Consider the following 18,448-nt stretch of genomic DNA (forward strand, 5'->3'; position numbering starts at 1 on the left):
CGCCGTTACTCGGCCGCCAGCGCGGCGGCGCCCGCCGGGTTGTAGTTGAGCACCGGCGCCAGCCAACGCTCGGCCTCGGCAACGCTCATCCCCTTGCGCGCCGCATAGTCCTCGACCTGGTCGCCCTCAATGCGGCCAACGCCGAAATAGGACGCCTCGGGATGGGCGAAATACAGCCCCGACACCGCCGCCCCCGGCCACATGGCGAAGCTCTCGGTCAGCTCGACCCCGATCTGAGCGGTCGCGTCGAGCAGGTTGAAAAGAATCGCCTTTTCCGTGTGGTCCGGCTGCGCCGGATATCCCGGCGCCGGGCGGATGCCGCGATAGGTTTCCTGAATCAGATTCTCATTCTCAAGTTCTTCATCCGGTGCATAAGCCCAGAATTCCTTGCGCACCCGCTGGTGCATGCGCTCCGCGAACGCTTCCGCAAGACGATCCGCCAACGCCTTGAGAAGAATCGAGGAATAGTCATCATGCGCCGCCTTGAAAGCGTCCGAGCGCTCCTGTTCGCCAAAGCCGGTGGAGACGCAGAAGCCGCCGATATAGTCGGGCACGGCGGTGGAGGTCGGGGCGATGAAATCCGACAGGGCGAGGTTGGTGCGCCCCTCGCGCTTTGCCATCTGCTGGCGCAGCGTGTGCAGCGTGGCAAGCTCGCGCGCCCGGCTGTCGTCCTCGAACAGCACGATGTCGTCACCCTTTGCCCCGGCCGGCCAGAAGCCGACCACCGCGCGGGCGGTGAGCCACTTCTCGGTGACGATCTTGTCCAGCATCTTGCGGGCATCGTCATAGAGCGCCCGGGCGGCCACACCCACCTTCTCGTCGTCAAGAATGCGCGGGTACTGGCCGATCAGTTCCCAGGACTGGAAGAACGGCGTCCAGTCGATATAGGGCACCAGTTCGCTCAGGTCGTAATTGTCGAACACCCGCGTGCCAAGAAACGTCGGCACCGGCGCCGTGTAGGCGTCGAAGTCCAGCGCCAGCCGGTTGGCGCGGGCATCCTCCAGCTTCACCCGAACCTTGTTGCGGTCGGATTTCGCATGGGCGTCGGCAACCTTGGCGTATTCGGCGCGCAGGCTGGCGATATAGTCGGCGCTGGTGTTGTCGTTCAGAAGGTTCGAGACCACACCCACCGCGCGGCTGGCATCGGTGACATAGACCGCCTGCCCGCGCACATATTGCGGGGCGATCTTCACCGCCGTGTGGACGCGCGAGGTCGTCGCCCCGCCGATCAGCAGCGGCACGGAAAATCCCTCGCGCTCCATCTCGGCGGCGACATGCACCATCTCGTCCAGCGAGGGGGTGATGAGGCCGGACAGGCCGATCACATCCACCTTGTGCGCGCGCGCCGCCTCCAGGATCTTCGAGGTCGGCACCATGACGCCGAGGTCGATCACCTCGTAATTGTTGCACTGGAGCACGACGCCGACGATGTTCTTGCCGATGTCGTGCACATCACCCTTCACGGTGGCCATCAAAATCTTGCCCGCCGAGGAATCTTCGGTCGAGCCGCTGTCTAGCTTCTCTTGCTCCATGAAGGGCATGAGATAGGCCACCGCCTGCTTCATCACCCGGGCGGACTTCACCACCTGCGGCAGGAACATCTTGCCGGCGCCGAACAGATCGCCGACCACGTTCATGCCGGCCATCAGCGGCCCCTCGATGACGTGCAGCGGCCGGGCAACGGACTGGCGCGCTTCCTCGGTGTCGACCTCGACGAAATCGGTGATGCCGTTGATCAGCGCATGGGCGATGCGCTTCTCCACCGGCCAGGTGCGCCAGGTGAGATCGGCCTCCTTCTTCTCGCGCCCGCCCCCCCGGAACCGATCCGCCAGCGCCAGCAGGCGCTCGGTGGCGTCGTCGCGGCGGTTGAGCACCACGTCCTCGCAGGCCTCGCGCAATTCCGGCTCGATCTCGCTATAGGGCGCGAGCTGGCCGGCATTGACGATGCCCATGTCCATGCCCGCCGAAATGGCGTGATACAGGAACACGGCGTGCATCGCCTCGCGCACCTGCTCATTGCCACGGAACGAGAAGGACAGGTTGGACACGCCGCCCGAGATATGGGCGTGCGGCAATTGCTGGCGGATGGCGCGGGTCGCCTCGATGAAGGCGACGCCATAGCCCGCATGCTCCTCGATGCCGGTCGCCACCGCGAAGACGTTGGGATCGAAGATGATGTCCTCGGGCGGGAAGCCGACCTCGTCGACGAGGATGCGGTAGGCCCGCCCGCAGATTTCCACCTTGCGCTCATAGGTGTCGGCCTGGCCCTGCTCGTCGAAGGCCATCACCACCACGGCGGCGCCATAGGCGCGCACGAGGCGGGCATGGTGGCGGAATGCCTCCTCGCCCTCCTTCATGGAGATCGAGTTGACGATGCCCTTGCCCTGGATGCACTTCAGCCCGGCCTCGATGACGCTCCATTTGGAACTGTCGACCATCACAGGCACGCGGGCGATGTCCGGCTCGGCGGCCAGCAGGTTGAGGAAGGTCACCATCGCCTTCTCGGAATCGAGCAGGCCCTCATCCATGTTGATGTCGATGATCTGCGCGCCGTTCTCCACCTGGTCGCGCGCCACGGCCAGCGCCGCCGTGTAGTCGCCATTGGTGATCAGCTTGCGGAAGCGGGCCGAGCCGGTGACGTTGGTGCGCTCGCCGATATTGACGAAGGGGATGATCGGGGTGAGCTCGAACGGCTCCAGCCCCGACAGCCGCAGGCGCGGCTCGATCTCCGGGATGACGCGCGGCGCATGCGGCGCCACCGCCTCGGCAATCGCACGGATATGGTCCGGGGTCGTGCCACAGCAGCCGCCGACGACGTTCACCAGCCCCGAGGCGGCGAACTCGCCGACCAGCTTCGCCATTGCCGCCGGGCTCTCGTCATAGAGGCCGAATTCATTGGGCAGGCCGGCATTGGGGTAGGCGCAGACCAGCGTGTCGGCGATGCGCGAGAGCTCGTCGATATGGGCGCGCATCTCCTTGGCACCGAGCGCGCAGTTCAGCCCGATCGAAAAAGGCTGCGCATGGCGCAGCGAATTCCAGAACGCCGCCGGTGTCTGGCCCGACAGGGTGCGGCCGGAAAGATCCGTGATGGTGCCCGAGATCATCACCGGCACGCGGATGCCGCGCTGCTCGAAAAGCCGCTCGATGGCGAACACCGCCGCCTTGGCATTCAGCGTGTCAAAGATGGTTTCGATCAGCAGCAGGTCCGCCCCGCCATCCAGCAGCGATGCCGCCTGCTCGCCATAGGCGGTGGCCAACTCGTCGAAAGAGGTGGCGCGGAAGCCGGGGTCGTTCACATCGGGCGAGATCGACGCGGTGCGGTTGGTCGGGCCGATGGCGCCGGCGACGAAACGGCGGCGGCCGTCCTTGGCCTCGGCGAGCTTCGCGGCTTCCTTGGCGAGGCGCGCGCCCTCGAAATTGATCTCGCGCACCAGGCTCTCCATGCCGTAATCGGCCATGGCGATGGTGGTGCCGGAGAAGGTGTTGGTCTCGACAATATCCGCCCCCGCCAGGAAATAGGCGAGATGGATGTCGCGCACGGCATCCTGCGCGGTGAGGTTGAGCAGGTCGTTATTGCCCTTCACGTCCTGCGGCCAGTCCGCGAACCGCGCCCCGCGATAGCCCGCCTCATCCAGCTTGAGCTGCTGGATCATCGTGCCCATGGCCCCGTCGAGCACGAGAATGCGCTCGCGCGCGGCGGCTTTAAGGGCGTCGAGGGTGTCGGTGGGCGGGTTGGCAGCGTCGGTCATGGCGGACACTTTCTACTCCCTCTCCCCGGCAAGGAGAGAGGTGGGATGAGGGGCCGTGGCGTGAACCCAACGGTCCGACGTCGTTTCCCCAATCGCATTGCTGGTCAATGACCTTTTTCGAGGCTTTCGAGACGCTTTTCGATCGCCTCGATACGGTCCTCAAATTCGGCGGTAGCGTAGCGGCCGAGCACGGATTCACCGTGCATGGCCTGCTTGAGGCTTTCGATCTTCTTATTGACTGCCTCGAAGCCCTCACGGGTCTCTTTGCGGCTTTCCGTGACTTCCGTTTTGGTATTCGCAATCTCCGCGCGGATCTCGCGCAGCAGCTGCAGGATGAAATTGTCCGGCTCGCTCATCGACCGTCTCCGTGGAACGCCCCTACTATATGGCATCCCACTGCGAAATTCTCACGCCGCCGCAGCACCGTTTCCATGCCCGCTCGCCCCGTTCTCCTGCGGCGGGCGGATGCCGAGCAGGTGGCAGATGGCGTAGACGAGATCGGCGCGGTTGAGCGTGTAGAAGTGGAACTCGGTGACGCCGCGATCCACGAGATCGAAGACCTGCTCGGCCGCTACCGCAGCCGCGATAAGTTTCCGGGTCTCGGGGTCGTTGTCCAATCCCTCGAAGCGCGCCGCCAGCCAGTCCGGCATGTAGGTGCCGGTCTTGGTCGAGAAGTTCTTGGCCTGCTTGAAGTTCGACACGGGAAGGATGCCGGGCACGATCGGCACGTCGATGCCGCGCGCCCGCGCCTTGTCAAGAAAAGCGAAATACAGGTCGTTGTCGAAGAAGCACTGGGTGATGGCCCGTGTCGCCCCGGCATCCACCTTGGCGGCGAGGATGTCGAGATCGGTGTCAAAGGACGGGCTCTCCGGGTGCTTCTCGGGATAGGCCGAGACCGACACCTCGAAATTGGCGCTGCGGCGTATGCCGGCGACCAGATCGGCCGTCGTGCGATAGCCTTCCGCATGGGGGTCATAGGCCTGGCCGACACCACCCGGCGGATCGCCGCGCAGGGCGACGATGTGGCGGACCCCGGCGTCCCAATAGCCGCGCACCACCTCGTCAACCTCCCCCTTGGTGGCGGAGACGCAGGTGAGGTGCGCGGCGGGCGCGAGGCGCGTTTCCTTGACGATGCGCTCGACGGTCGTATGAGTGCGCTCGCGGGTGGAACCGCCCGCGCCATAGGTGACGGAGACGAATTTCGGCGCCAACGGTGCCAGGCGGGTGATGGAGTTCCACAGCGTGGCCTCCATGTCCGGCGTCTTCGGCGGGAAGAACTCGAACGAGACCGAAATGGGCCGCCCGCCGGCGCGGCGGCTGCGGCGCTCGACATCCGACGACATCAGGCGACCTCCTGCTTTTGTGGGGCCTCTGCCAGCGCGACACGCGGGTCGCGGGCGAGCCAGAGTGAAACGGTGAGCCGTCCCTCCGCGGACTTTCCAGTGTCCTTGGGGGCGAGCAGGCGATGGGACTGCGGGGAAAGGCCGGCCTGAACGAGCCAGCTCTCCATGATTTCGGGCGCGAAGCCGAGCCGCCGATGGGCCTGCTGCTCGCGCAGGAATTCGAGGTCGTGAGGATCGAAATCGACCACCAGCATGCGTCCGCCCGGGCGCAGCACTCGCGCGGCCTCCTTGATGGCGCGCGGCGCGTCCTCCAGGAAGTGCAGCACCTGATGCACGATCACCACGTCGAAGGAATCGCGCGGCAGCGCGAGATTATAGATGTCGCCCTGCCGCACCGTGGCGTTGCGCACGCCGGCGCGGTCGAGATTGGCCCGCGCCACCGCCAGCATCTCGGCGGAGAGGTCGACGCCGACACCGCGCTCCATCTCGCCGGCGAACAGCTCCAGAATGCGCCCGGTGCCGGTGCCGAGATCGAGCAGGCTGCCGATGCGCCCGCCGGCCAGCGCCTGCCGGATGGCGGCTTCCACCTGTTCCTCGGGGGCATGCAGGGCGCGAATGGCGTCCCATTCATGGGCATGGGCGCGGAAATAGGCCTGCGCATGCGCCGCGCGGGCAGCGCGCACGGCCTCCAGCCGCTCGCGGTCGCGCAGCAGAATGTCGTCGTCGGGCGCCATGAGTTCCAGCAGCGCGTCGGTCAGCGCGGCACCCGGCGTATCCACCGCCCGGCGATAGAACACCCAGCTCGCCTCGCGAAAACGCTCGACCAGGCCGGCCTCTGCCAGCAGCTTGAGATGGCGCGAGATTCGCGGCTGCGACTGGCCCAGAATCTCGGTAAGCTCGGAAACGGTCAGCTCGCCCTCGCCGATCAGCGCCAGCAGACGCAGGCGCGTGTCCTCGCCGGCCGCCTTGAGGCCGTCGAGAAGCAGCGGGAAACTGAGCGGGGAGGCGGTCACGGGAACTCCGAGAAAGATATAAAGATATGTTTATGTCTTATTTGACCGGGATGCAAGAGGGTGGTGCGGCCTATGAGCGACTCTAGCGGCAACCCCGGCGTCCGCTCGACCCGCGACCTGCAAGGCGACGCCGGCGCCTTCGGCATCCGCGAGGGAGAGGTCGCCGTCGACCTGCCGGCAATGCCCGATGCCGGGCTTTACTTCATCGGCCGCATCCGCACGCCATGGACGCACCGTTCCGACTGCCCGAAGAACTCCCATCAGGCTCATGAGGCGCAGGCGGTCTGTAACGTCGAGATCGACCACGCCTTTCAACCGGCGCTGGCGGGGCTGGAAGGCACCACCCATCTCTGGCTGCTCTATTTCATGGACAGGGCGCCGCGAAACCTCGTGGTGCAGGTGCCCCGACGCTACGGCGAAGGGCGCGGCACCTTCGCCCTGCGCAGCCCGGCGCGGCCCAATCCCATCGCCATGAGCGCGGTGCGGGTGCTGGACATTGCGGAGGGCCGGCTGACGGTGATCGGCGTCGATTGCCTCGACGGCACGCCGCTGCTCGACATCAAGCCCTATTTCGCCTCCACCGACTGCCATCCCGACGCTGTGGTGGGCTGGCACCGCGCTCGCACGGAAGAAGCGGCAGAAGAGGCGCCTCCCGCCCCCGGGTGAGGTGTGGCCCTGCTGCATCAGCCCCGCGCTACGCGCATGGCATCCCGGAACCCGCTGTTTCGTGAGGGCTTATGGTCTTGAACCTGCCTTGATCCTGCGTCATTCCCCTCGGCAGCAAAAAGTCGCGCAGTCCCGCGCCCCCGGATTCGTTTTAAGGCTTGATGATGCTCGTTCGCCTCGGTTTTGTCCCCGCTGTCGCCTTGTCGGTACTGGCATCGGTCGGCACCGCAGCTGCCCAGTATTATCCCGTCGAAGGCCAGGACCCTGCCGCTCAGGGTGGCTCGGCCTATGACGCGGCGGGCAGCCGCGCGGTCGAGAATGTCGAAGTGCCGGCGGCCTATGACCCCTATGGCGCACCGGCCGGCGGCGCTCCCGCGCAGACCTACCAGCAGCCGCAGACCTATCAGCAGCCGCAGGCCGCCTATGGAACGCCGCCCGGCGTGCACGACCCCTATGCCCATCCCGGCGCCTCCGCTCAGCAGCCGGCCCGCGGCGCCGCACCTGTGGCCAACGCCCCCTATTCCGATCCCTCGCGCCAGCCCACCGGCTATCCCCCGGGCGCTTTTTCCGGCCAGCAGCCGGCGGGGATGGCCTCGCCCTATGGCCAGAACGCTGCGGCGCCAGCCCAGCCGACCTATTCCCAGCCCACCTATGCCCAGCCCGCGCCTTATGGCCAGCCGCCCGCCGCCGTGCAGGGCAATGGCGCCAATACCTATGGTGCCAACGGCTCCAGCGTCGCCATGCTGCCGCCGGAGGATCAGCCCGAGGAAGGTCCGCCCAAGGAGCTTCCGGCGCATCTCAGGCAGCAGGTGGTCGACTATGTGACGAAGGAGCCCCCGGGCACCCTCATCATCGACACGCCGAACACCTACCTCTATTACGTGCTGCCCGGCGGCAAGGCCGAGCGCTACGGCATCGGCGTCGGCCGCGAAGGCTTCACCTGGGCCGGCGCGGAAAAGATCAGCCGCAAGGCGGAATGGCCGGATTGGCGCCCGCCGGCGGAAATGATCGAGCGCCAGCCCTATCTGCCGCGCTTCATGGCCGGTGGCCCGGGCAACCCGATGGGCGCGCGCGCGCTTTATCTCGGCGGCACCATCTACCGTATCCACGGCACCAACCAGCCCTCCACTATCGGCCAGTTCATGTCGTCGGGCTGCATCCGCATGCTCAACGAAGATGTGGAAGCGCTGTACGACAAGGTGAAGGTTGGCACCAAGGTCGTGGTGCTGCCGGGTAACCCGCCCACTGCCGCCGCTGACGGCATGCCGGCGACCGCCGCCGCGCCGGCCGATACCGGCTTCGCCGTCCGCTGAGCGGACGCACCCGCCAGGCCTGACTATGCATTGTTCAAAGCCCGGATCGTCCTGCGATCCGGGCTTTTGCGTTCAGCCGGTCCACAGGCGCTGCGCCGGCACGCGCAGTTCCAGTGTCGTGCCGGCGCTGAGCGTGCCGGCCCGCTCGACCCAGGCGACCAGCCCGCGCAGCCCCTTCGCCACCTTGGCAAAGCCGAGCTCGGCATCGCCCTGCCCCGTCTGCGCGGCAATCGCCGCCCCTGCATGGCGGCAGGGTGCGTTCTCTCCCTCCGCCACCAGCGCCGCCCCGCCGGCAAAATGCAGCCGCGTGCCCGGCGGCAGGCCGGTGAGATGGGGCACCCCCTCGATCACCAGATTCGCGCCAATCCATTCCGGCGCGATCTCCGCCACGCCAAGCCGACGCGCGATCTCCGCCAGTTCCTGCAGGCAGACGAGCGACACTTGCCGCGTGTTGCGGATCGACGCGCCGCGCGGGTACCACGGCACGCGCGAATCGGCAGCACGGGCGAGGCCCGCATGGCGATCCCCCTCGATCCCCTCCAGCGTGACGGCAAGCGCCGCTACCTCGCGCGTGGCGAAGCCCGGCCCGTCGGCGAGAAGCGCGCGCGCCAGCCGCCCGGTCCGGCGACGGCCCTGCACCGCCACCGGCGCCCCGAACAGGTCGAGCGGGGGGTGATCCGGGGAATTTCGGGGCGCGCGCGTCATTGGCGTGCCCAGTCTGGGTTCGACATCCGGTTATTCCATGACTACAGCTCGGCAGCGCCTGTCTATACGATGGGGAACTCGTTCAGGACGAGTCGCTGGAACTCCGCAGGCGGGACGTCGTTACCGCGCTGCCGGTGTGGCGGGCAAGAATGAGGATCGACCACATGGCTTCGCAAACGGGTTCCCTCTCGCCGACGCCGGGCGGCATGGTCGCCGGGCATCTCCATGAACTGCGCGCCAAATGGGGGTGGTTTGTCGCCCTCGGCCTGCTCATGGTCATGGCCGGCGCTGTTGCGCTGGGCAATCTCGTGCTCAGCACCGTGGTTTCGGTGCTCTATATCGGCGTGATGATGGCCATTTCGGGCGGCGCCCAGGTCATCCACGCCTTCCAGGTCAAGACCTGGGGGGCTTTCGCCTTCTGGCTGCTCGACGGCCTGCTGTTTCTCGCCGCCGGCCTCGTCTGCATCTTCGTGCCGATGGTCGCCGCCGAGTTCCTCACCCTGTTCCTCGGCGTGTCGCTGATCGTCGGCGGGGCGTTCCGCCTGATGGCCGCCTTCAAGCTGCGCCCGGCCGAGGGCTGGGGCTGGATCGCCTTCTCCGCCGCCATCGCCATCCTGCTCGGCATCGAGATCATCGCCGGCTGGCCGGTCAGCGGGCTCTGGGTGCTCGGCCTGCTGCTCGGCATCGACCTGGTGTTCAATGGCATCGCCGTGCTGTTCCTCGGCTTCGGCCTGAAGAAATAGCCCCTAACGGTGCCAACGCCCCCCACCGCGACGGCGGACACATCCCCGGAGCCGGCCGAAAGGCCGGCCCCGACCGCCGCCGCCTCCGGGCGCGACCTGCGGCTCGACCTGTTCCGCGGGCTGGCACTGTGGTTCATCTTCCTGAACCACGTGCCCAACAATGTCGGCAACTGGATCACCAACCGCAATTTCGGCTTTTCCGACGCCACCGAGATCTTCGTCTTCATCTCCGGCTACACCGCCGCCATGGTCTATGGGCGACAGCTCGATTCCAGCGGCGTACTCGTCACCTCGGCGCGCATTCTGCGCCGGGCATGGCAGCTCTATGTCGCCTTCATCTTCCTGTTCGTCATCTATCTCGCCGAAATCTCCTATGTCGTCGGCAGCTTCGAGAACCCGCTCTATGCCGAGGAGATGGGCGCGCTGCAGTTCCTCGCCGAGCCCGACGTGGCGCTGGTGCAGGCGCTGCTGCTGAAGTTCCGTCCCGCCAATATGGACGTGCTGCCGCTCTACATCGTGCTGCTCGCCACCTTCCCGCCCATCCTGTGGGCGCTGAAGCGATGGGCCGACGGGGCACTCGTCGCCTCCTTCCTGCTCTGGCTGGCGGTCCAGTTCCTCGGCTTTAACCTCCCGGGCTATCCCGATGACCGGACGTGGTTCTTCAATCCCTTCGCCTGGCAGCTGATGTTCGTGTTCGGCGGCTGGTGCGGGCTGGGCGGCAGCGACCGGCTGACCGGGCTGGTGCAGTCGCGGGTGGTGCTGGTCCTGTCCGTGCTCTATCTCGCACTCTCGCTGGCGGTGGTGACGAGCTGGTACTGGCCCCCGATGGAAGGGCTGGTGCCACCGGCCATCGGCGACATCATTTACCCCATCAGCAAGACCGACCTCTCCGTGCTGCGGTTCGCGCATTTTCTGGCGCTGGCGGTGGTCATCGTCAGGCTGATACCTGTTCAGGCGGCGTTCTTGCGTTGGGACGTCCTGAAACCACTGATCATGTGCGGTCAGCACTCGCTCGAAGTGTTCTGTTTCGGCGTCTTCCTTTCTTTTGCCGCACATTTCGTGCTGAACGAGGTTTCCGGATCACTGTTCATGCAATTGACGATGAGCGTGTCCGGCATCGCCTTAATGGTAGGTCTTTCGGCATTGCTGTCGTGGTATGCTCGCGCCGAGCGCGACAGGATGGCGCGCAAGAAGGCTGGCTAGCGCGGTTCGACGTGAAACGCTGGATCTGGGGTATTCTGTTCGCAAGCGTCCTTCCCTTGGGCGGCGCCTCCGGTGCCGCTGCCGAGACGGGAAAGGTGTGCGCGGCGCCCTCCGCCCTCACCCGGGCCGGCTTCTCCCTGCCGCGCCTGGCGCGCTCGCTGGAGAAAAACGAGGCGACCACCATCCTCGTGGTGAACAGCGCCACCACGGCCAAGCGGCCGGCACTTGCCGGCTCTGAAGGCGGCAAGACCGTCGCACTGCGCAGTTTCCCCAGCTATATCGAGGAAACGCTGCGCGCCCGCTATCCCGAAGGCGGCGTCGTGGTGACGACTCGCAGCCAGCCGCGTGCGACCGCCGAGACCATCCGCGACGACCTCCCGGCCCTGCTGGCGGAAGCCCGGCCGGCGCTGGTGATCTGGCAAACCGGCACCTTCGACGCCATTCTTGGCGCCGAGACCTCCACCTTCTCCGACGCGGTCGACACCGGCATCGGCTATATCAACGAGGCGGGCGCCGACGTCATCCTGGTCAGCCCGCAATACAGCCCCCGCACCGCCTTCGCCTTCGATATCGGCGCCTACACCAACGCCCTGCGTTGGGCGGCGCGCCTCGGAGGGGTACCGTTCTTCGACCGCTACGCCATCATGCGGTTCTGGGAAGACGAAGGCATTTTCGACTTCGACACCGCCCGCCCCTCCCCCTCGCTGTTCGACGATGTGCACAGCTGCATCGGCCGCCTTCTGGTCGGCATGATCGTCGATGGCGTCGACCTTAGAACGCTCGGTTCCCGCTAGATGCACCTGCGCCTCCTCGCCCCCCTCGCTTTGTCCGCTTTCCTGGTCACCACCGCGCTGCCATCCGCCGCGCAGACGGTGATCCCGGCCAGTTGCCCGGCCTCGAAAACGCTCGCCAAGCTGAACGCGCCGCTGGCCCGCACCTCGGCGAAGCTGCGCGCCGGCGAGAAGGTGGTCATCGTCGCCATCGGCTCCTCGTCCACCGCCGGGGCGGGGGCGAGCATCCCCGATGCCGCCTATCCCAACCGGCTGCAGGCGATGCTGCGCGAGCGCTTTCCCGCCGCCGACATCGCCGTCCTCAATCGCGGCATCAACGGCCAGGACGCGCCGGAAATGCTGGCGCGCTTTGACGCCGATGTCGCGGCGCTGAAGCCGACGCTGGTGATCTGGCAGTCCGGCGTCAACGCCCTGTTCCGCGAGGGCGGCCTCGCCGCCGCCGACGCGCTGCTGCACGAGGCCATCGCCCGGGTGAAGGCGATCGGGGCCGACCTCGTGCTGGTCGATCCGCAATACGCCCCGCGCGTGCTCGCCGACGCCGATAGCGGGCCGATGGTCAACCTGATCGCCAAGGTCGCGGCCGAGGAAGGCGTGGCGGTCTATCCGCGCTTCGCGCTGATGCGCGACTGGCACGAAAAGGCGTCGATGGGCTTCGAATCCTTCCTGTGGAAGGACCAGTTCCACATGAATGACTGGGGCTATAACTGCTTCGCCCGCGACCTCGGCCGCGCCCTTGTCGCCAATATCGACTCGCAACAGCGCGCCGCCGATGTGAGCGGGTCGGCCAGACCCGTCGCCGCCAAGCCGGTTGCGGCAACGTCCGCTACGGCAACGGGCTTGGGGATCTCTGCGGTGGACGTCATTCCCGACGGCGTCCCTGTCGCGACGCCTGTCTCGGCCAGCGCGGCGCCCTGAGTTTCGGTCGTCGCCGGTTCAGTCGTCGCCCTTGCCGGAAAACGCCCCGCCGAAGCGCTTCATCACCGCGTCGCGGGCCTTGAGCACGCGGCGCTCGTAATCTTCCGCCATCGGCTCGGTCAGCACGCTTTCCAGCCCCGCGAGGAGTGCCCATAAAGCGGGGATTTCCGCCTCGTCCTCGATAAAGTCGGCCATCGCCTCGCCATCGGCGTCGTCAACCGTGCGCGAGAGGAACTCGAACAGCACGACGGCGACCGAGCGGTCGATGACAAGCGTGATTTCGTCGTCCGGCGCCTCGGCCATGGAATATCCCCGTGCGAAAGTGGCCCCCTCCTATCGTCCCGTCACGTGGCGATGACAAGCCCAGGAGCCCGTCACGCCGCGATGACAAGCCCAGGAGCCCGTCCGCCGCGATGACAAGGCCGCCGATGAGCGGCCCGTCACGCCGCGATGACGAGCCCGCAGCGTCCTCCCCGGACCCTGACCGGCTTGCATTCCCCGCTCCGCCATGCTGACCCTTGCGCGAAACCGGGGAGAGCTACAATGGCGGCAGCGGACGATCTGAAGACGGTCAGGGACTTCGTGCGCTACGCGGTCAGCCGCTTCACGAAGGCCCGGCTGGCCTTCGGCCACGGCACCAGCGAAGCGCTTGATGAGGCCGCCTTCATGGTGCTGGAGGCTCTGCATCTGCCGGTGGACGACCTCTCGCCCTGGCTCGACGCGCGGCTGACCGGGGAGGAGCGCGCGCATCTCGCCGCCCTCATCGAGCAGCGCTGCACCACGCGCCAGCCGGCGGCCTATCTACTCGGCAAGACCTATATTGGCGGCGTGCCGTTCCGCTCAGATCCGCGCGCCATCGTGCCGCGCTCCTTCATCGGCGAATTGATGGCCGGCGAGTTGTTCACCGGCGGCGATTTCTCGCTGGTGCCGCAGCCGGAAAGCGTGGCGCGCGTTCTCGATCTGTGCACCGGCTCGGGCTGCCTCGCCATTCTCGCCGCCATGACCTTCCCCAACGCGCTGGTGGATGGCGTAGACCTCTCCCCCGACGCGCTCGCCCTCGCCGCAGAGAACGTCGCCGAGCATCAGCTTGCCGGGCGTGTGCGGCTGCTAGAAGGCGACCTGTTCGGCCCGCTCTCCGGCGAGGCCTATGACCTCATCATCACCAACCCGCCCTATGTGGACGAAGAGGCGATGGCGGCGCTGCCGGCGGAATACCGCCACGAGCCGAGCCTCGCCTTTGACGGCGGGCCGGACGGCCTCGACATCGTGCGCCGCATCCTCGCCGCCGCCCCGGCGCATCTGTCGCCTGGCGGCGGCATGATCTGCGAGATCGGCACCGGCAAGGAGATATTGGAGGCGGAGTACCCCCATCTGCCCTTCCTCTGGCTCGACACCGAGGACAGCGAGGGCGAGGTGTTCTGGCTCTCCGCCGCCGACCTCGCGGTCAACAACGACCTGCGCGTCATCAACCGCATGCCGCGCTGATCCCATACCGTCATCCCGGAACGGCCGCAGGCCGCATGCGGGGTCGGTCGCCCGTCAGCCGCCCTTCTTCATATGGGCGAGCACGGCGGCATCCGGCCAGCAATCCAGCGGCAGGCCGTTGGCCTTCTGGTAGGCGCCAAGCGCGGCGCGGGTCTTCATGCCGGCCTTGCCGTCGATCTTGTCGGTGTAGAAGCCCTTGCTCGCCAGCACCTTCTGCATGAATTCGAGATCGCGCGTCTTCACCAGCGCGATGCTCTCCCAGTCATGGGCGAAGGGCCGATCGTCCTCGATGCGGTCGGCGAGATGGCCGACATAGAGCACATACAGGTCGGCGAAATTGTAGCTCTTGAGCACGAAGTAGTTGGCCGGCGTCAGGAAGGCCGGCCCATAGGGACCGGCCGGCATGATGATGGACGCCTCGTCCCGCAGCGCGGAAGCGGGCACGCGGCGCCCGCCGGCGATCTTCACCCCGCGCTTCAGCCATTCGCCGATCGAAAGCGTCGTCTCGGGCTCCGCCAGCGTGCAGTCGAAGCCGGCTGGAACGGTGATCTCATAGGCCCAGCTTTTGCCACTCTGCCAGCCCTTTTCCTTCAGCAGGCTGGCGGTGGCGGCAAGCGCCTCCGGCACATTCGTCCAGATATTGGCGGTGCCGTCGCCGTCGAGATCGACGCCATAGGCGAGATAGCCGGTGGGCAGGAACTGGGTCAGCCCCATCGCCCCCGCCCAGGAGCTCTTCATCCCGGCCCGGCTCACATGGCCCTCGTCGAGGATTTTCAGCGCGGCCAGAAACTCGGCGCGGAACTCGTCCTTGCGCCGGCCGACATAGGCCTGCGTCGCCAGCACGCGCAGCGCGTCATGGGTGAGCTTGGCGCCGCCATAGGAGGTCTCGCGCGCCCAGATGGCGAGCAGGACGGGCCCCGGCACGCCGAACTGGCGCTCCAGGGCGGCCAGCTCCGCGCGGTACTGCGCCGCCAGCTTGCGCCCGCGCGCCGCATAGGTGCCGATCGCCTTGTCCGAGACATAGGCGGCGGGGGTCTGCACGAATTCCGCCTGCCGGTCGGGTGCCTTCGGCTTGCCGGGCAGCGCGAGGTCGGGAAGCCCATAATCCGGCTCCAGCCCGGCGGTCTCGCGCTCGAACGTGGCGCGCGAAATGCCCATCGCCTGCGCCGCCGGCCATTGCGCGGCGATCCAGCGCTCAAAGCCGGCATCGGCGAAGGCCGTGACCGGGAGGACGAGAACGGAAAGGGCGATGAGGGCAAGGCGGATCATGGAGCGCATATGCCCTATGTAGCGCGGTGACGGGCGATCGGAAAATCACTGCCGGTTCAGAACGGGCACCTGTCGGATCGCCGGCGCCTCGCACGTCCTTGGAAGGCCGGCGCTGGAGCCGGCGGCAGCAGGAGGCACGACATGGGACTGAAGCAGAGCATCACCCCCTATCTCTGGTTCGACGGCACGGCGAAGGAGGCGGCCGATTTCTACGTCTCGGTGTTCCCCAATTCCCGCATCGTGACCGTCGGCCACAACAGCGAGGACACGCCGGGGCCGACCGGCAGCGTGCTCGTCGTGCTGTTCGAGCTCGACGGCGTGCGGTTCGGCGCCATCAATGGCGGCAGCACCTTCAAGCTGAGCGAGGCGACCTCGTTCCTGATCGACTGCGCCACGCAGGAGGAGATCGACTTCTACTGGGAGAAGCTCGGGGCTGGCGGCCAATACCAGGCCTGCGGCTGGCTGAAGGACCGCTTCGGCCTTTCCTGGCAGGTGAACAGCAGCGACCTGGTGGAAAAGGCGCATGCCGACCCCGCCGCCGGGGCGCGGGTGATGAAGGCGATGATGGACATGGTCAAGATCGACCTTGCCGGGCTCCAGCGGGCGCTGGACGGCAAATGACGCTCAGCGCACCGCGACGATGAACCGCCGGGGAAAGCGCAGCAGCACACGGCCGTCGACGCGGACGGGATAGGCCTGCTCCAGCCGCGCCGTGTAGTCCGCGAGGAAAGCCGCGCGTTCCGTCTCATCAAGCGGGGCGAGATAGCTCCGCAGGCCGGTGGAGCGGAACCACTCGGCGATGGCGCCGCCGCCCGCGAGCGGATGGTTGTAGAGCGTGTGCCAGATGTCGACATGGCGGGCGAGCGGGGCCAGCCGGTCGTAATAGGCGCCCACGCCGGGCAACCTGTCGCGTGCCATCCCGGCTACTCGGTCCGCCCACGGGCCGGCGGCGGCGGTCTCCTCCATCAGCAGATGCGAGGGTTCGGCGACATTGTCCGGCATCTGCACGGCGAGCACGCCGCCGGGCGCGAGCCCCTCCAGCAGTCGCGCCAGCACGTCGAGATGGTCCGGCACCCACTGGAACACGGCATTGGCGAAGAGAAGGTCCGTCCCCTCCGCCGGGGCCCATGAGGCGAGATCGCCCAGCTCGAAGCGGACGGCGGGAAGCCGGGCGCGGGCCTGTTCCAGCATGGCGGGGGAGTTGTCGACGCCGATCACCTCGGCATCGGGCCAGCGGGCGGCGAGCAGCTCGGTCGAATTGCCCGGCCCGCAGCCAAGGTCGACCACCCGGCGGGCCCGCTCCAGCGGCACCGCCGCCAGCAGGTCGCGCGGCGGGCGGGTGCGTTCATCCTCGAAGGCGAGATAGAGGGCGGGATTCCAGTCGTCGGCCATCGCGCTCGCCCCTTTCACCCGCCGGCCGTCCGGGCAGGCGAACCGTCCGACCTCATCCCCGGGCTCGACCCGGGGATTCACTCTTCCATCCGCCGCGACGCGGCCGGGCTGGATCCCCGGGTCAAGCCCGGGGATGAGGGAGTACCACCCCTCAGCGCGTCAGCTTCTTGTGCTTCATGCGGTGCGGGACGATCTCGTCGACGCCGAGGCGGCGCTTCTTGTCTTCCTCATAGTCGTGGAAGTTGCCCTCGAACCACTCGACATGGCCATCGCCCTCGAAGGCCAGCATGTGGGTGGCGATGCGGTCGAGGAAGAAGCGGTCATGCGAGATGATAACGGCGCAGCCGGCGAAGTCTTCCAGCGCTTCTTCCAGCGCGCGCAGGGTCTCGACGTCGAGGTCGTTGGTCGGCTCATCCAGCAGCAGCACGTTGGCGCCCTGCTGGAGAATACGGGCCAGATGCACGCGGTTGCGCTCACCGCCCGAGAGCATGCCGACCTTTTTCTGCTGGTCGCCGCCCTTGAAGTTGAAGGCGCCGCAATAGGCGCGCGAATTGATCTCGCGCTTGCCCAGATACAGCACCTCATTGCCGCCGGAGATTTCCTCCCACACGGTCTTCTTGTCGTTCAGCGCGTCGCGGTTCTGGTCGACATAGCCGAGCTGAACACTCTCGCCGACGGTAATGGTGCCGGCATCGGGCTTTTCCAGCTCGTTGATCATGCGGAACAGCGTGGTCTTGCCGGCGCCGTTCGGCCCGATGACGCCGACGATGCCGCCGGGCGGCAGCTTGAAGGAGAGGTCGTCGATCAGCAGCTTGTCGCCGAATGACTTGCTGAGGCCGTTGAACTCGATGACGTTGTTGCCGAGCCGCTCGGACACCGGAATGACGATCTGCGCGGTGGTCGGGCCCTTTTCGGACGCCTTCTTCACCAGGTCGTCATAGCGCTGGATACGCGCCTTGTTCTTGGCCTGACGGGCCTTCGGGGAGGCCCCCATCCACTCCGCTTCGGAGGCGATCGCGCGCTGGCGGGCCTCGTCCTCGCGATTTTCCTGCGCCATGCGCTTGGCCTTCTGCGACAGCCACGAGGAATAGTTGCCCTCATAGGGAATGCCGCGGCCGCGATCGAGTTCGAGAATCCAGCCGGTCACGTTGTCGAGGAAGTAGCGGTCATGGGTGACGATCAGGATCGCGCCGGGATAGTTGCGCAGATGGCCTTCGAGCCAGTTGGTGGTCTCGGCGTCGAGATGGTTGGTCGGCTCGTCCAGCAGCAGCAGCTCGGGCTGCGAGAGCAGCAGCTGGCACAGCGCCACCCGGCGCCGCTCGCCGCCGGAGAGCTTCGACACGTCAGCACCCTCCTCCGGGCAGCCGAGCGCGTCCATCGCCTGGTCGACCTTGCTGTCGAGGTCCCACAGGCCCTGGCCTTCGATCTCGTCCTGGAGGGCGGTCATCTCGTCCGCCGTCTCGTCGGAATAGTTCATGGCGAGTTCGTTGTAGCGGTCGAGGATCGCCTTCTGCTTGGCCACGCCGAGCATCACGTTCTCGCGCACCGACAGGGCGGGATCGAGCAGCGGCTCCTGCGGCAGGTAGCCGACACGCGCGCCCTCCGCCACCCAGGCCTCGCCGGAGAAATCCTTGTCGAGGCCGGCCATGATCTTCAGCAGCGTCGACTTGCCCGAGCCGTTGGCGCCGAGAATGCCGATCTTGGCCGACGGGTAGAAGGAGAGGTGCACATTGTCGAGCACCTTCTTGCCGCCCGGATAGGCCTTGGACATGCCGTGCATGTGGTAGACGTACTGATAGGAAGCCATGTGCCAAATTCCTGCGCTTCGGGCCGAGCCGAGATCGGGCCGCGAGGCCGCGGC

17 protein-coding genes are annotated in these 18,448 nt (G+C 67.0%); 8 read left to right on the plus strand and 9 right to left on the minus strand.

The genetic code is table 11. From position 1 onward, the window contains the following. Nucleotides 1-5: 5 nt before the first annotated feature. The 4 genes from metH to EV667_RS13845 form a co-directional block, all read right to left on the minus strand. Entirely contained in the window at nt 6-3,749 is a 3,744-nt protein-coding gene (gene metH, locus EV667_RS13830; RefSeq protein ID WP_131835895.1) for a methionine synthase, read from the minus strand. A 104-nt stretch (nt 3,750-3,853) separates the two neighbouring features. Then, a complete protein-coding gene (locus EV667_RS13835; protein WP_131835896.1) occupies nt 3,854-4,105 on the minus strand; it encodes a hypothetical protein in 252 nt (83 codons plus the stop codon). 51 nt (nt 4,106-4,156) lie between these two features. After that, on the minus strand, nt 4,157-5,092 hold the full coding sequence (gene metF, locus EV667_RS13840; RefSeq protein ID WP_131835897.1) for a methylenetetrahydrofolate reductase [NAD(P)H]: 936 nt from the start codon (nt 5,090-5,092) through the stop codon (nt 4,157-4,159). After that, nucleotides 5,092-6,105, minus strand: a complete 1,014-nt coding sequence (locus tag EV667_RS13845) for an ArsR/SmtB family transcription factor (protein ID WP_131835898.1) — start codon at nt 6,103-6,105, stop codon at nt 5,092-5,094. Before EV667_RS13845 ends, metF begins: the two co-directional genes overlap by 1 nt. A gap of 180 nt (nt 6,106-6,285) precedes the next feature. On the opposite strand from EV667_RS13845, the gene tsaA reads away from it, so the two are divergent. Together tsaA and EV667_RS13855 are read left to right on the plus strand one after the other, a co-directional pair. Continuing rightward, nucleotides 6,286-6,771, plus strand: coding sequence for a tRNA (N6-threonylcarbamoyladenosine(37)-N6)-methyltransferase TrmO (gene tsaA / locus EV667_RS13850; protein ID WP_425359040.1), 486 nt, complete (start codon nt 6,286-6,288; stop codon nt 6,769-6,771). A 161-nt stretch (nt 6,772-6,932) separates the two neighbouring features. Next, the gene (locus tag EV667_RS13855) at nt 6,933-8,084 is read left to right on the plus strand and encodes a L,D-transpeptidase (RefSeq protein WP_131835900.1); all 1,152 of its coding nucleotides are present in this window, start codon (nt 6,933-6,935) and stop codon (nt 8,082-8,084) included. 72 nt (nt 8,085-8,156) lie between these two features. On the opposite strand, the gene EV667_RS13860 is transcribed toward EV667_RS13855, so the two are convergent. Then, complete coding sequence (locus EV667_RS13860) at nt 8,157-8,789, minus strand: MOSC domain-containing protein (protein ID WP_131835901.1); 633 nt, start codon at nt 8,787-8,789, stop codon at nt 8,157-8,159. A 164-nt stretch (nt 8,790-8,953) separates the two neighbouring features. On the opposite strand from EV667_RS13860, the gene EV667_RS13865 reads away from it, so the two are divergent. From EV667_RS13865 to EV667_RS13880, 4 genes are read left to right on the plus strand one after another with little or no spacing between them, the layout of a single operon-like run. Further along, complete coding sequence (locus EV667_RS13865; RefSeq protein ID WP_131835902.1) at nt 8,954-9,532, plus strand: HdeD family acid-resistance protein; 579 nt, start codon at nt 8,954-8,956, stop codon at nt 9,530-9,532. 9 nt (nt 9,533-9,541) lie between these two features. Continuing rightward, nucleotides 9,542-10,735, plus strand: a complete 1,194-nt coding sequence (locus EV667_RS13870; protein WP_131835903.1) for an OpgC family protein — start codon at nt 9,542-9,544, stop codon at nt 10,733-10,735. Between the two features lie 11 nt (nt 10,736-10,746). Further along, a complete protein-coding gene (locus EV667_RS13875) occupies nt 10,747-11,529 on the plus strand; it encodes an SGNH/GDSL hydrolase family protein (protein WP_245516141.1) in 783 nt (260 codons plus the stop codon). After that, complete coding sequence (locus EV667_RS13880; RefSeq protein ID WP_131835904.1) at nt 11,530-12,441, plus strand: SGNH/GDSL hydrolase family protein; 912 nt, start codon at nt 11,530-11,532, stop codon at nt 12,439-12,441. Between the two features lie 18 nt (nt 12,442-12,459). On the opposite strand, the gene EV667_RS13885 is transcribed toward EV667_RS13880, so the two are convergent. Next, nucleotides 12,460-12,744, minus strand: coding sequence for a hypothetical protein (locus EV667_RS13885; protein WP_131835905.1), 285 nt, complete (start codon nt 12,742-12,744; stop codon nt 12,460-12,462). A gap of 240 nt (nt 12,745-12,984) precedes the next feature. Between EV667_RS13885 and prmB the strand changes: the two genes are divergently transcribed. After that, nucleotides 12,985-13,926 carry a 50S ribosomal protein L3 N(5)-glutamine methyltransferase gene (gene prmB / locus EV667_RS13890; protein WP_131835906.1) on the plus strand — a complete coding sequence of 314 codons (942 nt, stop codon included), beginning with the start codon at nt 12,985-12,987 and terminating at the stop codon, nt 13,924-13,926. A gap of 54 nt (nt 13,927-13,980) precedes the next feature. On the opposite strand, the gene EV667_RS13895 is transcribed toward prmB, so the two are convergent. Then, the gene (locus tag EV667_RS13895) at nt 13,981-15,204 is read right to left on the minus strand and encodes a lytic murein transglycosylase (protein WP_131835907.1); all 1,224 of its coding nucleotides are present in this window, start codon (nt 15,202-15,204) and stop codon (nt 13,981-13,983) included. 132 nt (nt 15,205-15,336) lie between these two features. Here EV667_RS13895 and EV667_RS13900 point away from each other — a divergent pair, with 132 nt between their 5' ends. Next, nucleotides 15,337-15,816: a VOC family protein gene (locus EV667_RS13900; protein ID WP_131835908.1), complete on the plus strand. Its 480-nt coding sequence runs from the start codon at nt 15,337-15,339 to the stop codon at nt 15,814-15,816. Nucleotides 15,817-15,819: 3 nt separating this feature from the next. Here EV667_RS13900 and tam read toward each other — a convergent pair whose 3' ends face one another. Together tam and ettA are read right to left on the minus strand one after the other, a co-directional pair. Next, the gene (tam, locus tag EV667_RS13905; protein ID WP_131835909.1) at nt 15,820-16,587 is read right to left on the minus strand and encodes a trans-aconitate 2-methyltransferase; all 768 of its coding nucleotides are present in this window, start codon (nt 16,585-16,587) and stop codon (nt 15,820-15,822) included. 151 nt (nt 16,588-16,738) lie between these two features. Next, on the minus strand, nt 16,739-18,394 hold the full coding sequence (ettA, locus tag EV667_RS13910; protein WP_131835910.1) for an energy-dependent translational throttle protein EttA: 1,656 nt from the start codon (nt 18,392-18,394) through the stop codon (nt 16,739-16,741). Nucleotides 18,395-18,448 lie beyond the last annotated feature (54 nt).

Source organism: Ancylobacter aquaticus (genome assembly GCF_004339465.1).
Classification (GTDB): Bacteria; Pseudomonadota; Alphaproteobacteria; order Rhizobiales; family Xanthobacteraceae; genus Ancylobacter; species Ancylobacter aquaticus.

Bases quoted from the DNA above. Each gene is read 5' to 3' on its own strand.
- metH (WP_131835895.1), bottom strand. From the start codon at position 3,749: ATGACCGACGCTGCCAACCCGCCCACCGACACCCTCGACGCCCTTAAA.
- EV667_RS13835 (WP_131835896.1), bottom strand. From the start codon at position 4,105: ATGAGCGAGCCGGACAATTTCATCCTGCAGCTGCTGCGCGAGATCCGC.
- metF (WP_131835897.1), bottom strand. From the start codon at position 5,092: ATGTCGTCGGATGTCGAGCGCCGCAGCCGCCGCGCCGGCGGGCGGCCC.
- tsaA (WP_425359040.1), top strand. From the start codon at position 6,286: ATGCCCGATGCCGGGCTTTACTTCATCGGCCGCATCCGCACGCCATGG.
- EV667_RS13855 (WP_131835900.1), top strand. From the start codon at position 6,933: ATGATGCTCGTTCGCCTCGGTTTTGTCCCCGCTGTCGCCTTGTCGGTA.
- EV667_RS13860 (WP_131835901.1), bottom strand. From the start codon at position 8,789: ATGACGCGCGCGCCCCGAAATTCCCCGGATCACCCCCCGCTCGACCTG.
- EV667_RS13865 (WP_131835902.1), top strand. From the start codon at position 8,954: ATGGCTTCGCAAACGGGTTCCCTCTCGCCGACGCCGGGCGGCATGGTC.
- EV667_RS13880 (WP_131835904.1), top strand. From the start codon at position 11,530: ATGCACCTGCGCCTCCTCGCCCCCCTCGCTTTGTCCGCTTTCCTGGTC.
- EV667_RS13885 (WP_131835905.1), bottom strand. From the start codon at position 12,744: ATGGCCGAGGCGCCGGACGACGAAATCACGCTTGTCATCGACCGCTCG.
- prmB (WP_131835906.1), top strand. From the start codon at position 12,985: ATGGCGGCAGCGGACGATCTGAAGACGGTCAGGGACTTCGTGCGCTAC.
- EV667_RS13895 (WP_131835907.1), bottom strand. From the start codon at position 15,204: ATGCGCTCCATGATCCGCCTTGCCCTCATCGCCCTTTCCGTTCTCGTC.
- EV667_RS13900 (WP_131835908.1), top strand. From the start codon at position 15,337: ATGGGACTGAAGCAGAGCATCACCCCCTATCTCTGGTTCGACGGCACG.
- tam (WP_131835909.1), bottom strand. From the start codon at position 16,587: ATGGCCGACGACTGGAATCCCGCCCTCTATCTCGCCTTCGAGGATGAA.
- ettA (WP_131835910.1), bottom strand. From the start codon at position 18,394: ATGGCTTCCTATCAGTACGTCTACCACATGCACGGCATGTCCAAGGCC.